Source organism: Burkholderia sp. Ac-20353 (assembly GCF_017104785.1).
In the GTDB taxonomy this organism is placed as follows: domain Bacteria; phylum Pseudomonadota; class Gammaproteobacteria; order Burkholderiales; family Burkholderiaceae; genus Burkholderia.
Genome location: NZ_JAAGPL010000041.1, coordinates 40,266 through 56,402 on the forward strand (window position 1 = coordinate 40,266; position 16,137 = coordinate 56,402).

At 67.2% G+C, this 16,137-nt stretch carries 13 protein-coding genes; 8 read left to right on the top strand and 5 right to left on the bottom strand.

Features of this window, described 5'->3' with window-relative positions; translation table 11 throughout:
* Window positions 1-114: 114 nt before the first annotated feature.
* The 3 genes from G3N94_RS14835 to G3N94_RS14845 all read right to left on the bottom strand — a co-directional run bounded on the left by G3N94_RS14835 (window position 115) and on the right by G3N94_RS14845 (window position 5,331).
* On the bottom strand, window positions 115-2,997 hold the full coding sequence (locus G3N94_RS14835; RefSeq protein ID WP_205793216.1) for an AAA family ATPase: 2,883 nt from the start codon (window positions 2,995-2,997) through the stop codon (window positions 115-117).
* 482 nt (window positions 2,998-3,479) lie between these two features.
* A complete protein-coding gene (locus tag G3N94_RS14840; protein ID WP_205793217.1) occupies window positions 3,480-4,292 on the bottom strand; it encodes a family 1 encapsulin nanocompartment shell protein in 813 nt (270 codons plus the stop codon).
* Window positions 4,285-5,331, bottom strand: coding sequence for a Dyp-type peroxidase (locus tag G3N94_RS14845; protein ID WP_205793218.1), 1,047 nt, complete (start codon window positions 5,329-5,331; stop codon window positions 4,285-4,287). Before G3N94_RS14845 ends, G3N94_RS14840 begins: the two co-directional genes overlap by 8 nt.
* Before the next feature lie 416 nt (window positions 5,332-5,747).
* Here G3N94_RS14845 and G3N94_RS42960 point away from each other — a divergent pair, with 416 nt between their 5' ends.
* The 5 genes from G3N94_RS42960 to G3N94_RS14865 all read left to right on the top strand — a co-directional run bounded on the left by G3N94_RS42960 (window position 5,748) and on the right by G3N94_RS14865 (window position 10,392).
* Complete coding sequence (locus G3N94_RS42960) at window positions 5,748-5,873, top strand: hypothetical protein (protein ID WP_277398542.1); 126 nt, start codon at window positions 5,748-5,750, stop codon at window positions 5,871-5,873.
* A gap of 144 nt (window positions 5,874-6,017) precedes the next feature.
* On the top strand, window positions 6,018-6,464 hold the full coding sequence (locus tag G3N94_RS14850; protein WP_205793229.1) for a phosphate-starvation-inducible PsiE family protein: 447 nt from the start codon (window positions 6,018-6,020) through the stop codon (window positions 6,462-6,464).
* 249 nt (window positions 6,465-6,713) lie between these two features.
* Window positions 6,714-7,376, top strand: coding sequence for an SOS response-associated peptidase family protein (locus G3N94_RS14855; protein ID WP_205793219.1), 663 nt, complete (start codon window positions 6,714-6,716; stop codon window positions 7,374-7,376).
* A gap of 330 nt (window positions 7,377-7,706) precedes the next feature.
* Window positions 7,707-9,140, top strand: a complete 1,434-nt coding sequence (locus G3N94_RS14860) for a cytosine permease (RefSeq protein ID WP_205793220.1) — start codon at window positions 7,707-7,709, stop codon at window positions 9,138-9,140.
* 196 nt (window positions 9,141-9,336) lie between these two features.
* On the top strand, window positions 9,337-10,392 hold the full coding sequence (locus G3N94_RS14865) for a porin (RefSeq protein WP_241021860.1): 1,056 nt from the start codon (window positions 9,337-9,339) through the stop codon (window positions 10,390-10,392).
* Between the two features lie 95 nt (window positions 10,393-10,487).
* Here G3N94_RS14865 and G3N94_RS14870 read toward each other — a convergent pair whose 3' ends face one another.
* A complete protein-coding gene (locus G3N94_RS14870; RefSeq protein WP_205793222.1) occupies window positions 10,488-11,444 on the bottom strand; it encodes a LysR family transcriptional regulator in 957 nt (318 codons plus the stop codon).
* 175 nt (window positions 11,445-11,619) lie between these two features.
* Between G3N94_RS14870 and G3N94_RS14875 the strand changes: the two genes are divergently transcribed.
* A complete protein-coding gene (locus G3N94_RS14875; protein ID WP_205793224.1) occupies window positions 11,620-12,642 on the top strand; it encodes a histone deacetylase family protein in 1,023 nt (340 codons plus the stop codon).
* 885 nt (window positions 12,643-13,527) lie between these two features.
* On the top strand, window positions 13,528-13,656 hold the full coding sequence (locus G3N94_RS42965; RefSeq protein WP_277398543.1) for a hypothetical protein: 129 nt from the start codon (window positions 13,528-13,530) through the stop codon (window positions 13,654-13,656).
* A 98-nt stretch (window positions 13,657-13,754) separates the two neighbouring features.
* On the opposite strand, the gene G3N94_RS14880 is transcribed toward G3N94_RS42965, so the two are convergent.
* Entirely contained in the window at window positions 13,755-14,654 is a 900-nt protein-coding gene (locus G3N94_RS14880; protein WP_205793225.1) for a LysR family transcriptional regulator, read from the bottom strand.
* A gap of 155 nt (window positions 14,655-14,809) precedes the next feature.
* On the opposite strand from G3N94_RS14880, the gene G3N94_RS14885 reads away from it, so the two are divergent.
* Window positions 14,810-15,730: a pyridoxal-phosphate dependent enzyme gene (locus G3N94_RS14885; RefSeq protein WP_205793230.1), complete on the top strand. Its 921-nt coding sequence runs from the start codon at window positions 14,810-14,812 to the stop codon at window positions 15,728-15,730.
* Window positions 15,731-16,137 lie beyond the last annotated feature (407 nt).

Consider the following 16,137-nt stretch of genomic DNA (forward strand, 5'->3'; position numbering starts at 1 on the left):
GGATCGGGGCTCGGGTTATGCCGCGTCGCGGCTGCGTGCGGCGCCGTCCCGCGCGAGCAGGGCGGCGCCGGTGGCGCGCGGTATGCGCGGCCGTCCGGGTCGCGGACGGTCGCGCTACCGCGCTTCCTTCTTGTCGCCGGACGATTTCGCGCGCGACGTTTTGCGGGCCGCGGGTTTCGCGGCTGCTTCCTTGATGTCTGACGGCAGATCGCCGGGTGCTTCGGCCGCTATGTGACCGTCGCCCGACGTGTCGCCCGATGCGTCGCCGTCGTCGGCGGCCTTGCCGTCCTTCGACGCACGCTGCGCCGCATCCTGCGCCAGCGGCAGCTTGTTGAATGTCACGTCGTCGCCGGCCTTGTCGTAGTCGATCTCGACGCGTTCACCCGATTTCAGCGTGTCGCCGAGAATCTCCTTCGCGAGGCGCGTCTCGATGATCTGGCGGATCTGGCGCTTCAGCTCGCGCGCGCCGAATTCGGGCTGGTGGCCGACGTCGGCGAGATGGTCGACGAGCGCATCGCCGAACGTGAGCGTGATGTCCTGCGCGGCCGCGGTGCGTGTCACGCGGTCGAGCTGGATCTTCACGATCGCGCGGATGTCGTCCTTCGACAGCGCATCGAACACGATGATCTCGTCGATCCGGTTCAGGAACTCGGGGCGGAAGTGGCCCTTGAGCACCTGCATCAGTTCGTCCTTGATCGCCTTGTCGGTCTTGCGCGCGGCGTCGGGCTGCGTCAGGTTGTCCATGATGATCGCGGCGCCGAGGTTGCTGGTCGCGATCAGGATCGTGTTGCTGAAGTCGACGACGCGGCCCTTGCCGTCGGTGAGCCGGCCGTCGTCGAACACCTGCAGCAGCACGTTGTAGACGTCCGGGTGCGCCTTCTCGATCTCGTCGAGCAGGATCACGCTGTACGGCCGCCGCCGCACGCGCTCGGTGAGCTGGCCGCCTTCCTCGTAGCCGACGTAGCCGGGCGGCGCGCCGATCAGCCGCGCGACCGCATGCCGTTCCATGTATTCGGACATGTCGATGCGGATGATCGCCTGCTCGTCGCCGAACACGGTCTCGGCGAGCGCCTTCGCGAGCTCGGTCTTGCCGACGCCGGTCGGCCCGAGGAACAGGAACGTCGCGATCGGCCGATGCGTGTGGCCGAGGCCCGCGCGCGACAGCCGCACCGCGTCGCTGACGGCGACCACCGCGTCGGCCTGGCCGACGACGCGTTCGCGCAGCCGCGCTTCCATCTGCAGCAGCTTCTGGCGCTCTTCCTGCGTCAGCTCGGACACGGGAATGCCGGTCAGGCGCGACACCACGTCGGCGACCGATGCGACCGTCACCTCGAGCGTTTCCGAGCCGGTCTTGCGCTGCCATGCCTCCATTTGCTCGTCGAGCTGCGCCTGCTTGTCGGCGATGCGTTCCTCGAAGCGCTTCGCTTCGTCGAAGCGCTTGCGCGACGATGCGTAGTCCTGTTCGCGCTTCAGTTGCGCGAGCTCTGCCTCGAGCTCCTGGATCGCCGCCGGCCGCGACGTCGAGCCGATCCGCACGCGCGCGGCGGCCTGGTCGATCAGGTCGATCGCCTTGTCGGGCAGGAAGCGCGACGTGATGTAGCGGTCTGCGAATTCGGCGGCCGCGACGAACGCGTCGTCGGTGAAGCTCACCTGGTGATGCGCTTCGAGCTTGTCGCGCAGCCCGCGCAGGATCACGATCGTCTGCTCGACGCTCGGCTCGGGCACGAGCACGGGCTGGAAGCGCCGCTCGAGCGCCGCGTCCTTTTCGATGTACTTCTGGTATTCGTTGAGCGTCGTCGCGCCGATCAGGCTCAGCTCGCCGCGCGCGAGCGCCGGCTTCAGCACGTTCGCGATATCGAGGCCGCCTTCGCCGCCGCCTTGTCCCGCGCCGACGATCGTATGCAGTTCGTCGATGAACAGCACCAGCTCGTCCTGCTTCGCGGTGACTTCGTCGATCAGCTGCTTCGCGCGTTCCTCGAATTCGCCGCGGTATTTCGCGCCGGCCACCATCGAGTTGATGTTCACCTCGACGAGCCGCTTGTTGCGCAGCACTTCGGGCACGTCGCCGTTGACGATCCGCTGCGCGAGGCCTTCGACGATCGCCGTCTTGCCGACACCCGGTTCGCCGATCAATACCGGATTGTTCTTCTTGCGCCGCGCGAGCACCTCGATCGTGCTCTCGATTTCCTGCGCGCGGCCGAGCACCGGGTCGAGCTTGCCCTGGCGCGCGAGCGCGGTGAGATCGCGGCCGAACTTGTCGAGATTGGGCGTGCCGGTCGGCGTATCGATGCGGCCGTCTTCCGCACCCTTGCCGACGACTTTCACGACCTTCTGGCGCAGCGCCTCGGGCGTCACGCCGTATTTCTTCAGCAGTGCGCCCGCGATGCTGTCGGGCACGGCCGCGAGGCCGATCAGCAGATGCTCGGGCCCGATATACGAGTGACCGAGATCGCGCGACGCCTGGAACGCGAACTGGATCGCCTTCTTCACGCGCGGCGAGATCGTCATCCGGTCGACGGGCGCGTCGGGGTCCGCGGTGCCAGTCTGCGCGTGTTCGTCGATGTAGCGCGTGATGTCGTCCGGCGACAGCTTGAGCTCCTTCAACAGCGCGGCGCAGACGTCGGTGTCGGCGAGCACGTACAGCAGGTGCTCGGTATCGAGCTCGGTGCGGCGCAGTTCGTGCGCCTTTTCCGCCGCGCGCTGCAGCAGTTCGAGTGTCTGTTCGCTGAACGCGTCAGTCGCGTCGACCGATTCGCGCGGCAACTCCGCCGCGAGATGGCCGTCGTCGTGACCTTCGTCGCCGAAGCCGCCGAAGAAATGCGACAGGTCGCTTCCTCCGCCGAGCAGCGTGTCGAACGGATTGAGCATGCTCTGGTGCCGCATCAACTGACGGTAGTGGTAGTCGCAGATCGAAATCGACTTGCGCTCGCCGTTCTGCGTCACCGTGGCGCGCGCCACGGCGGGGCGGGCATGGCAGATATCGCAAAGTGCGGGCATTGTGCGTGACTCCTGTCTGTAAAGAGGTCGAGGGCCGATGCGGAGCAGCGCGCGGGTGTGCCGGCCGCGCGGCGTGAAGCGCCGTTTGGGCTCGCGCGCGCGGACGACATCAGGCCCGACGCGCACACACTCGGCGACGTGAGCGCCCATGCTTCGAGGCGCCCATCGCATCACGTTGACTGCATCCAAAAATAGCGGATCGACAGGCGCTGTCCAAGGCACAGTTCGATGCGATCGCGACGAGGAATTGCACCCCTGCGCGCGCGTGTCGCGCGAACGCGAGGAGTACAGACGGACAGGCGTTTGTCATGCGCGCGGATTGGAGGTGCGGACATGCAGACGTGCGGACGTGCGCGACGTGTGTCACGTCGTCAGACGAACGGATTCAGGCAGGCGCGTGCGCATGGGCGACGCGGGGTCGGGGTGGAGGATGAGGGCGTGGCGGGGAGGGGTGGCCGGCGCCGCAGCGCCGGACCGTTTCGTCAGGCTGCCGGCGGCTGAGCGGTCACCGCGACCGATGCCTCGCTCGTCAGCATCAGGAACGTGAGCGTTTCGCGCAGGTACAGTCGAACGACGTCGCCGGTATGACTGTGATAGCCGATCGACACGTCTTCGCCGAGGTGCAGTGCGAAGTCGCCGCCGCGCGTCGACAGCACGCAGCCGCCGCTGATCGCGGGCGCCCAGACGATCTCGCCGTTGACGATTCGCTTCAGGTGATCGATGACCGGATAGCCCTGTTCGCGTGCTTCGCCGAGCGCCGTGTAAGCATCTGCGCCGAGCAGCACGGAATAGGGGCCGTCGACGCCCGCGAGCCGCAGCGCCTCCAGTGCGTCGCCGATCGCGCCCGGATATTCGCGCACGTCGGCGGGCAGCGCGATCTTGCGGTTCGATGTCGCTTCGCGGATCCCGACGATGCCGGCGGCCGCATAGCCGTCGAAGATCGCGCTGTCCTCGACGAACGCGAGCCGCTGCGCGGCGTCCTTCGCCGGTTGCCAGTCGGCGTCGCGCGCGCCGCGCTCGACCGCGTCGATCGCGTCGCGCCCCAGCTCGAAAGGCACGGTGAACTCGACGAGTACCTTGACCTCGCGCAGCTTCGCGCCGACGTGCTCGCGCGGCGCGGCGATGTCGCGCAGGTGGCCCGTGCCGACGCCCGACAGCTCGACGCCGTCCGGCCCGACGACGTCGACGACGCGCCGGCCCGCAACCGAGCGCTTGAAGGTGCGGGCCACTTCCTCTTCGATTTGCGACCACGCGGCGGTGGAGATCGGGGCGAGTTCGCGATGCAGGTTATTCATACGAGTGGGTTCCTTTGAGCGAGCCGATTTTCAGCGAGCCGTCCGCGGGCGGCTCGGTCGACGGGGGGGCCGCCGGCGCGGCGTTGGCGGCGGGCGCCGCGCGTGTCGCAAGCGCATCGAGCAGGTCGGCCGACGGCACGAAGAACAGCGAGCCCGTCACCGCGCGGCTGTAATCGAGCAGCCGGTCGTAATTGCCGGGCGGGCGGCCGACGAACATGTTCTCGAGCATCTGTTCGATCGGCGCGGGCGAGCGCGCGTAGCCGATGAAGTAGGTGCCGAATTCGCCGGCGCCGGGGCGGCCGAACGGCATGTTGTCGCGCAGGATCTTCACTTCCTCGCCGTTCTCGACGAGCGTCGTCAGCGAGCTGTGCGACGACGACGGCTTGACCGCCGCGTCGAGCTCGATGTCGGACAGCTTGGTGCGGCCGATGATGCGCTCCTGCGTCTCCACCGGCAGCGCGTTCCAGCCGGCCATGTCGTGCAGGTATTTCTGCACGATCACGTAGCTGCCGCCCGCGAATTCGGCATCGTCGTCGCCGATCACCGTGAAGTCGGCCGCTTCGCGCCCGGACGGGTTCTCGGTGCCGTCGACGAAGCCGATCATCGCGCGCTGGTCGAAATAGCGGAAGCCGTGCACTTCGTCGACGATCTTCACCGCGTCGCCGAGGCGGCCGACGAGCTGGGTCGCGAGTTCGAAGCACAGATCCGTCGCGTCTGCGCGGATGTGCAGCAGGATGTCGCCGGGCGTCGCGACGGCGACGCGCTGGCCCGTGCCGAATTCGCGGAACGGGTGCAGCGCCGCGGGCCGCGGCGTGCCGAACAGCGCATCCCACGCGTCGGAGCCGAAGCCGCACACGCACGACAGGTTGCCGGCCGGCACACGCTTGCCGACCGAGCGGATGAGCGCGGCGATGTCGCCGCACCAGGCGCGGACGGTGTCCGCGTGGCCGGCGCCCGGGTTGATGGTCGCAACGAGGAAGATCGCGTTGCGGGTAGGGGGACTATGGACGTTCTGCGGGGACGGTGGGTTGGTCTGCATCGGGGCATGCCGGTTGGTTACGCCGATTCGGTACGCGAGTCGTCGAAACGATGCATCGCGAAAACGGATCGAACGAGTGTGTCATGGGTTGCCGTGCTCTCTTGTGACAGGTGCGGCGGCGCGCGCAGTGCGCGATCCTTCGCCTGCGCGCCGCCGTGACTTGCCGCTGCGTCGCGATGCCGCAGCGGCACAGTACGTGGCGCGTCGCCTGCCGAAATACATCGTTGCGCAAGCAATCTAGCAGCTTCGGTGCGTCTTTGGAACACGTCGCACCGATCTGTTATCCGATTCTGCGCTCCGTCAATGGCCAACCTCGCCCGGTGGCGGCAGCTGTGCTCCTGATCTGTGCTCTTGATGCGACCGCGCCGCGTGCAGTAGATTAGGACCGCCCGGCCATCCGACGAGATGGCAACACGATGAAGCTGCCGGAAGCGATGCGTATTTATGTCGGCGTGGTCGAGCAGCGCACGCTGTGCGCGGTCGAGCAGGCGATCGACGAAACCGGGTGCGATGCGCTAACAGATCATCGGGACAACGAATAGATAATCGGCGGACTGGCACCACATCACTGCATCCGTTCAAGCGCTTCGCCGTCATACCGATACGCGCGCCGCTGCAGCCGCGTTTCACACTAACCGATTCAGCTTTCAGATTCCACTTTCACGCAGCAGACCACCTTGAATACACTGAACACCTCCCGTTCCATGCTCAACGCGGCGGAGCGCCTTCGCCGGCGCTTCGACGGATTCCTGCACGTGGCCGAACTCGCCGGGCTCGTGCTGATCGGCCTCGCGACGACGTTTGCGATGGCGCAGGAGGCGTGGAAGGTCGTCGTCGCGGGGCAGGTGTCGCTGACCGATCTGCTGCTGATGTTCCTGTATCTGGAAGTGCTTGCGATGACGGTGCGCTACCTGCGCCTCGGGCGCTTGCCCGTGCGTTTCCCGCTGTATATCGCGATGACGTCGCTCGCGCGGGACCTGATCCTGCGTGGCGTGACCGACAGCCCCGAGCACATGCTGATGACGACGCTCGGCATCGTGCTGCTCGCCGTCGGCGTGCTGATCCTGCGTTTCGGCCAGCACCGGTTTCCGGCCGACGCGGACGAAGCCGACGACGTGCCGGGCGGACGATAGCGCGGCGCCGGCCGGCAGTGGCGGTAATGTGCGTCGTCCGCCGGCGGCTCCGCCATCGCTGTGTCGCAGAAGCCACCATGCGTCGATCATGGCGATTGTCGCGCAAGCTTGCCGACAGGTTGGTGCGCGTAGACGATGTCCGCCGCTTCGGTTGCTTGCCTTGCGCTGTCTCGATCCGGCTTTTTTCGCGAAGCACCGGCGCGCCGTGTCCTACGATGAAAGGACCCCATCTCATCGCAGGTCGCCACCGTGTGCACCAACTACCGCGCGCCGGACGAAGATCCGGGCATCAGCGAACTGAAGATCGGCATCGGCGACCTGTTTCGCCGTGATCCGTGGGAGCCGGACGTGTATCCGGACTACGCGGCGCCGATCGCCTGCGCGCAGGGCGACGGCCTTGCGGTGGTCAAGGCCGTGTTCGGTTTCTGGCCGAAGTTCATGCAGCCCGAGCGGGTCGACGAACACGGCCGGAAAAAGAAGAAGCTCGACACGATGAACGCGCGCGCCGAGACGGTCGGTACCTCGCGGCTGTATGGCAAGGCGTGGCGCGACGGGCAACGCTGTCTGATCCCGGCGCGCTGGGTCTGCGAGCCGTGCTACGAGACGGGCCGCAACGTATGGCACCGGATCGGCCTCGCCGATTGGGACACCTGCTGCGTGGCCGGCATCTGGCGGCGCTACGAAGGCGATGACGGCCGCTCGCTGATCGGCATGTCGATGCTGACTGTCAACGCCGACGGGCACCCGGTGTTTGCGCGGATGCACCGGCCCGGCGACGAGAAGCGGGGCGTCGTGATCCTGCGCGGCGACGACTACGACGAATGGCTGCACACGACCAACGTTGAGGCCGCACGCCTGATGCTGCAACTGCTGCCGGCCGACGACCTGGCGGCCGAGCCGAATCCGAAATAGCGGCGCGCGTGCCGGATTGCTCCCGGCTTTCGTCAAGGGATTCCTAATCATCGGACGATTACTAATTTCGTAGCGCGAATTGATCAGACAAATTCGAAATTTGGCCGATCGCGGGTAATCACCAATATCATCGAAGTTGTATATACAAGATTATCCGCAGGCAATATCGGCACGAGCCGTGCCGATTGCGCGCCAGCGTGCTGACCGTGCGTGCCTGGCGCTTGCCGGCGATCCACGGCGTTCCACTCCAACGAGCCACTAAAGGCGGCTCGGCACGCGCACCGTATCGATTGATACATTTGTGATCCTAAGCAATTTGGAGATTTCCTCGTGTCAACGAATTCCAGTGGAAAAGCCGGCGGAGGCCTGATCGAGGTCCGCTCGATCGATTTCATCCCCGATTCGGAACGCCACGGCGGGCTGCTCAGCCAGTTCACGCTGTGGCTGTCCGCCAACATGCAGATCACGGCGATCGTGACCGGCGCGTTGGCGGTCGTGCTCGGCGGCGACGTGTTCTGGTCGCTGGTCGCGCTGCTGATCGGGCAACTGATCGGCGGCGCGGTGATGGCGCTGCACGGCGCGCAGGGGCCTCAGCTCGGCCTGCCGCAGATGATCTCGAGCCGCGTGCAGTTCGGCGTGTATGGCGCGATGATCCCGATCGTGCTCGTGTGCCTGATGTACATCGGCTTCTCTGCGAGCGGCTCGGTGCTGGCAGGGCAGGCCGTCGCGCAGTTGCTGCACGTCGATGACGCGGCCGGCATCCTGCTGTTTGCGGGCGTGATCGTCGTGCTGACCGTGTTCGGCTACCGCGCGATCCACGCTGTCGGCCGCATCGCGAGCGTGATCGGCATCATCGCGTTCGTCTACATGTTCTCGCAGCTGTTCGCGAACCACGACATCGGCACGCTGCTCGCGAACCGGCATTTCTCGCTCGCGAGCTTCCTGCTCTCGATGTCGCTGTCCGCGTCGTGGCAGATCGCGTTTGGGCCGTATGTGGCCGATTACTCGCGCTACCTGCCGCGTTCGACGTCGTCGATCGCAACGTTCGTCGCGGTGGGCCTCGGTTCGGTGATCGGCGCGCAGGCGGCGATGGTGTTCGGCGTGTTCGCCGCGGCGCTCGCCGGCAAGCAGTTCGCGCATCACGAAGTCGCCTATATCGTCGGGCTCGGCTCGACGGGTGCCGTCGCCGCGCTGCTGTATTTCAGCATCGCATTCGGCAAGGTGACCGTGACGGCGCTCAACGCATACGGCAGCTTCATGTCGATGGCGACGATCATCAGCGGCTTCCGCGGCAAGGGCGCCGTGACGTCGAAGAGCCGTCTCGTGTACATCTTCGGGATGATCTGCGTGTCGACGATGATCGCGCTCGCAGGCCGCCACTCGTTCCTGAAGGAATTCACGGCGTTCATCCTGTTCCTGCTCGCGTTCTTCACGCCGTGGAGCGCGATCAACCTCGTCGACTACTACTGCTTCACGAAGTCCCGCTACGATGTGCCGGCGCTGTCCGATCCCGACGGCCGCTACGGCCGCTGGAACGTGATGGCGATCACGATCTATGTGGTCGGCATCCTCGTGCAGCTGCCGTTCATGTCGACCCACATCTATACGGGGCCGCTCGTCGACGCGCTCGGCGGCACCGACATCTCGTGGATCCTCGGCCTCGTCGTCCCGGCGATCCTGTATTACGTCGGTGCGCGCGTGTCGCGCCGGACCATTCCCGAACGGCTGATCCTGCCGTTCGAGGGCGGCGAACTCAAGAACTGACGACGCAGGCTCCGCGCCGCGCGCGGAGCCGCCCGATCCGGCCGGCCGCACCGCGTAACGGTGCGCATCGCGGCGATGCGATGCAATGCAATGCGCATAGGCCGGTCTCCCATACTTCTCTGACCGCAGGACGGCACGCCAGTGTCGTCCCGGCGCAGTGCTGTCTTTTCAAATAAATAGTATGACTAAATTAATGATGAATCGTGTGCCGTCGTTCCGCCAGCCGTTCGCGCGCATCGGCGTCCATTGCGCGTGCGCGGCTGCCGTCCTCGCGTGCTCGGGCGCGGCGCGCGCACAGGATGGTGTCACGCTGTACGGCGTGATCGACGAGTTCGCGCAGTACGTGAACACCGGCAACGGCTACACGGCGGCAATCGGTTCGGGCGGGCAGTGGGGCAGCCGCTTCGGCGTGAAGGGTGGGGAAGACATCGGCGGTGGACAGAAGATCGAGTTCGCGCTGGAAAACGGCTTCAACCCGAACGACGGTTCGCTTGCGAAATCAGGAAGCCTGTTCAACAGGCAGGCATGGGTCGGCGTCGCGGGGCAGTGGGGCAAGGTGCGCGCGGGCCGCCAGAACTCGCCGCTGTTCAACGACCAGGGCGGCCAGGATGCGTTCGGTGGCGTCACGCAGGCGTCCGGCATGGACAACCTGACGGTCTTCGCATTCCGCACGAGCAATACCGTGTCGTACCAGAGCCCCGAGATCGCCGGCTTCCAGGCAGGCGTGTATTTCGGGTTCGGCGACGCGGGCGGCGTGCGCTCCGCCGGATCGAGCCAGCAGTTCGACGTGACCTACGAGCACGGGCCGTTCGCCGCGTTCGTCGCCGGCCAATGGCTGAAGAACGCGACCGCGACGACGACGGACCGCACGATCATGGCCGGTGCGTCCTATGCGATCGGCAAGGCGACCGTCTATGGCGGCTTCTCGGCGGTGAAATGGGACGATCTCGGCATCGACTCGCGGGTCTACGGGCTGTCGGTGAAATACCAGCTGAACCCGGCGAACTACGTGGCGCTCGGCTATGCGTATCTGCACGACCAGGCGTCGCAGGGCAACAACGCGGACCAGCTCGGCCTGATGTACGAGTACGACTTGTCGAAGCGCACCAGCTTCTACGGCGCGCTGTCGTACCTGCGCAACCGCAACCAGGCCGGCTATACGCTCGCCGGTGCGGCGAACCCGGGCTTGCCGCTCGCGTATCCGGGCGCGAATGCCCGTGGCGTGCAACTCGGCATCGTGCATCGCTTCTGATGGTGCGGCGGCTCCGGGCTGCGCGCCCGGAGCTGCCACATCTCAACCTATCTCATCCCATCACGCGCCGCGCCCGCGACGCGAGCGCAACCGCATTACTTCCCCAGCCGGTCCGCGAGCGAGTAGCGCTGCATGCACCGCTCCATCGCCTCGAGAAACGCCTGCTCGGCCGCGTTCATCTTGCGGTCGCGATGCCACAGCAGGAACACGTCGACGTCGACGAGCCCGTCGTCCGGCGGCAGGCGCCACAGCCGCTGCTGCGCGATGTCGTCGCGCACGATGTGCTCCGGCAGGCAGCCGATGCCGTAGCCGGCGAAGATCAGCCGCCGCACCTCGTCGAGGCTCGGCGAAGACGCGACGATGCGGCCGGTAAATCCCTTCTGATCGCGGAACACGGTCAGCGGCGACAGGCTGTCGCCGATCTGGTCGCTCGTGAACGACACGAAGTTCTCCGCGAGCAGGTCTTCCATCCGCAGTTGCGTCTGCCCGAACAGCCGGTGATGGCGGCCGCAATAGATCGCATAGCGTTGACGCAGGAAGCAGCGCATCTCGAGCTTGTCGTGCGGCGTGCGGCACAGGCCGAGGCCCGCGGTCGCGGTCTTCTGCAGCAGCGACGACTGAATGTCCGATGAACGCATCACGTCGATCTGCAGGTCGATGCGCGGATACGCGCGATGGAACTCGGCGAGGAATTCGTCGTAGACGGGCGATTCGATGCGGCTCACGGACAACAGGCGGATCGAGCCCGTGAGGTCGGCCGTACGGTCGTCGAGCTCGGTCTCGAGGCGCGAGATGCCGCCGTAGATGTCGCTGGCGATCCGATAGACCGCTTCGCCCGCCGGCGTCGGCGCGAAATGCGGGCCGCGGCGCTCGATCAGCCGGCGCTCGAGCGCTTCCTCGAGCCGCCGCAGCGCCTGGCTGACTGCCGGCTGCGTCACGTGCAGCCGCGCTGCCGCGCGGCTCACGCTGCGCTCCTGCATGATCACGAGGTAGGTGCGCAGCAGGTTCCAGTCGAGGCGGTCGTTCAGGAAGGGGGCGAGGTCGGCGCGCATCGTGTCTCCGGACGGAACGTCGGTCCATGCATTAGCTGAATTTATACGGCGAATAATAACTTGAAATTTGACTAATGTTTGGCGCTCGCCGATAAAGGAGGGGTGCCTCACCGTGCGGCGCGGCCCGTCGGCGCCGCACACACTGCATGACAGAACAACCGACCGAGGACCCCGGATGAAAACCTACTTTCACCCCGAACAGTTGCTGCACCATCCGCGCACCTATCTGTCGCGCGGCCAGATGCGCGCGCCGCAGGAGGTGCCCGAGCGTGCGGCGCGGCTCGTCGCGGCGGTCCGCGCGCTCGAGTTCGACGTGTGCGAACCGGCCGATCGCGGCACGGCGCCGATCGCTGCCGTGCACGACATGAACTACCTGCGCTTTCTCGAGGACGCGCATCGCGACTGGAAGCGGATGCCCGATGATTGGGGCGACGAAGTGATGTCGAACATCTACGTGCGCGATCCGAACCCGCTGCGCGGCGTGCTCGCGAAGGCGGCGCGCTATCTGGCCGACGGCAGTTGCCCGGTCGGCGCGAATACGTGGCGGGCCGCGTACTGGTCGGCGCAGGACGCGCTGGCGGCCGCGGCGGACGTGAACCACGGCGCGCGCGCCGCATACGCGCTGTGCCGCCCGCCCGGTCACCATGCGCGGCGCGACGCGGCGGGCGGCTTCTGTTACCTGAACAATGCGGCGATCGCCGCGCAGGCGCTGCGCGACCGGCATCGGCGGGTCGCGATCCTCGATACCGACATGCATCACGGGCAGGGCGTGCAGGAGATCTTCTACGGCCGCGACGACGTGCTGTACGTGTCGATCCACGGCGACCCGACCAACTTCTATCCGGTCGTCGCGGGCTATGAGGAAGAGACGGGCACGGGCGCGGGCGATGGCTTCAACCTGAACCTGCCGATGCCGCACGGCGCGCCGGAAGCGGCGTTCTTCGAACGGCTCGACGACGCGCTGCGCGCGCTCGCGCGGTTTCAGCCCGATGCGCTCGTGCTTGCGCTCGGCTTCGACATCTACAAGGACGATCCACAATCGCAGGTCGCGGTCACGACCGACGGGTTCCGCCGGCTCGGCGACGCGATCGGTGCGCTCGGGTTGCCGACGGTGATCGTGCAGGAAGGCGGGTATCACCTCGACAGTCTCGACGCGAATGCGCGCGCGTTCTTTGGCGGCTTCGGCGGTGAGAGGTGAGCGGTTCGCCGTAAGGACGTAAACGAAAAAAGCCTCGGTCACGAGGGGGTCGTAACCGAGGCGCAAAAAAGCATCCGCTCTTTGGCACGAGGGTTGGATGCGCGCGAAGTATATTTCGACTTGTTACGATTTCAAACGACGTTAAGCGGCAGTTTTTGGCGTCTATTCCACTCGACTGGCGCTGCATGGCCAGTTGTCATGAATGGCGAACGGTGTCGGCCGGCGCGCGGCCGACCGCGGCGAGATCGCTTACGTTTCGTTCATGCAACGTTTCGGAAAGCTTACGGTGCCCGCCGTCCGCGTCGTCTCGGCACGCGGCCAATGTCAGGTTTGTCAGGAATGCCCGCCGGGATTGGCAGAGCGGGCGCGATCCGTTGCCGTCCGCCGCGATCGGGTGCTGCCGCGCGGCATTCCGTCGCGACGCGAGCGGCGACTTGTTTCAGGCAGGAAACGGAATGGCCGGCGCCGGCGAGTTGCACCGGGCGGGCGGGGCGGATGATGCGCTTCGATGCTGAGTGCCGGACCTATGGCACGAAATCTGCTCACGATCAACGTGCATGAAGAAGTATCGAGCGGCGCATGCCACGGCATGTGCCGGTTCGGCGTGTCCGCATCCCGCGGACGGTAGCGACTGCGGTCGTCCTTGCAACCCGCACCGGCCACACAGGCGTGGAACGGCGCAATCGGGCGGCAGTGAATCGCGTGGTACGGCACAACCGCGTCAGCGTAGCGCGGCAGCGAGCAACAGACATTGACAGGCATGCCGGCGCAAGTCCGGGCGTCGGCACGATCGAACAGAACGGATACCAGCATTCGGGGCAATTTCGGCGGTGACGCAATGTCGGGGGGCGTCGCCTCGCCGTCGGGAGAACGAGAATGAGGGAAATGGTCGTTGCACTGTTGTGGCTCGCCCCGCTGTCGGTGCTGCTCTACGTGTCGGGGGTGGATGTCCGGCATGTCGTGCAGGAGGTCCCCGAATTGGTGCGGCACCTGATGATGATGTTCGTCAGTTGACGGCTGCGCTTGGCGATGTGCGATCACGCGGGCGAACCGCGCGAACCGGGCGAACCGCGCGACTGCGCGGACGACGCCGGGCCGCCCGTCCGGTCGCATCACGCATGGCCCGCGGCGCGCAGCGCGGCGAGGAACTGACGTACCACTGGCGAGACCGTGGCACCGTCGAACACGAACTCGACGTCGAAGCGGTCGGCCAGCGCGTCGAGCGCGACGAGCCGCACCGTGTCCGGACACGATGGCGACGCGCTTTCCGGCACGAACGCGCAGCCCATGCCGGCCGCGACGAGCCCGATCAGCGTCGGGATGTCGCTGCCGACCTGTGCGATGCGCGGCGTGAAGCCCGCGCGCCGGCACTGTTCGATCAGGAACCGGTGATGCGGGGCGGACCGCTGCGGATCGAACCAGACGAACGGTTCGTCCGCGAGCGCGGTGAGCTCGCCCGGTGCGTGGAGGCGGCTGCCCGGTGTCGCGGGCATCGCGAGCACGAAGCGGTCGCGCAGCAGCCGCACGCCCGACAGATGCGGCGCTTCTTCGTGGCGCCACGCCATGATCCCGCCGTCGAGCTGGCCGCGCGCGATGGCCGCCGCCTGCTCGGTCGACAGCATCGGCGCGATCGTCAGCTTCACGTGCGGACAGGCATCCCGGAACGCCTTCAGCACGTTCGACACGACCGGCAACGGCAGGTAGTTCGGCAGCACGCCGAGGCGCAGCTCGCCGAGTTCGCCGGCCGCGCTGCGCAGCGCGCGCTCGCGGCTGTCATGCAGGTCCGTGAGCATGCGCTGCGCATCCTGCAGGAAGCTTGCGCCGGCCGCCGTGAGCGCGACGCCGGTCGCGCGGCGGACCAGCAGCGGGGTGCCGATCGCGTCCTCGAGTTCGCGGATCTGGCGGGACAGCGCGGGCTGGACGATCCCGACCGCCCGCGAGCCCGCCATCACGCTGCCGGCCTCGGCGACCGCCACGAAGTACCGCAGATGACGCAATTCGACTTGTCGCATGCGCGGCCGTTCCTGTTGGTTTGATATACCTAAGAAGCATAGCAAATGGCATCCAATGGTATTGGAAGGCATGGCTGACGCGGCGTACGATGAACGCTTCCATTGCCGGCCCGCGCGAGCCGCGGGCGGTCGTCCTGTCCTACATGCATCGTCCCATGCCGCTCCATATCCAGACTCCGTATATCCGTTCGCAGACGCTCTCCCGCCGGCTCGGCAAGGATGTCCTGCTCAAGATCGAGGCGATGCAGCCGTCCGGTTCGTTCAAGCTGCGCGGCATCGGCGCGGTTTGCGACGCGCGGCGCGCAGCGGGGGCGCGACGCTTCGTGTCGTCGTCGGGCGGCAATGCGGGCATCGCGGTCGCGTGGTGCGGGCGCGAACTCGGCGTGCCGGTGACCGTCGTCGTGCCGGAGAGCACATCCGCGCGTGCGCGGGACCTGATCCGCGGCGAGGGCGCGGAACTGGTTGTGCGCGGCGCGTCATGGGCCGAAGCGAACGCATACGCGCAATCGATCGTCGGTCCACACGATGCGTTCGTGCACCCGTTCGACGATCCGGTGCTGTGGCACGGACACGCGACGATGATCGACGAGATGGCGGCGGCCGGACCGAAGCCCGGCGCGATCGTGCTCGCGGTCGGCGGCGGCGGTTTGCTGTGCGGCGTGCTGGAAGGTCTGGCGCGCAACGGCTGGGCCGACGTGCCCGTTATCGCGGTCGAGACCGTGGGGGCGGACAGCTACGCGCGGTCAGTCGCGCAGGGGCGGCCCGTCGAGCTGGCGGAGATCACGAGCGTCGCCACGTCGCTCGGCGCGAAACGCCCGTGCGATGCGGCCGTCGAGTGGGCGACACGGCACGCGATCCACAACGTCGTCGTGTCCGACGCAGCGGCGGTGGCGGCGTCGCTGCGGTTTCTCGATGAGCACCGGATCGTCGTCGAGCCCGCGTGCGGCGCCGCGCTGGCAGCGCTCGACGTACCGGTGCCGGCGCTGGCCGCCGTGTCGAGCATTGCGGTGATCGTCTGTGGCGGTGTGACGGCCACGGTCGGGAACCTGCAGTCGTGGCACGAGCGGCTGCGTTGAAGGCGGGCGTCAGGATCGCGCCGCACCACGCGCGCGGCGGCGGTGGGGCTTCGTTCCGATGACGCTCAGTGCGCGGCGCTCGCGCCGGCCGGAATCGATGCGGCGGCCTGGATGGGGGCGTCGGACGCGGGGGCCGGCGTGATGTCGGTTGGCGCCATCGATACCGGTGCGGCCGCGGTTCCGCTCGCGGGTGCAGGCGTGCCGGCCGACGCGGGCGCGGCAGGGGCAACTGCAGCAGTAGCGGTAGCGGTAGCAGTAGCAGTAGCAGTAGCAGCAGGGGCGGCTGCGACAGCAGCGGCAGCAGGAGCGGCTGCGGGCCCGGAAACAGGGGCGGATGCGGGCGCCGCGGCAGAGGCCGGCGCCGGAGCGGGAGCGGGAGCAGCCGCCGGTGCCGGAGCGGGGGCGGA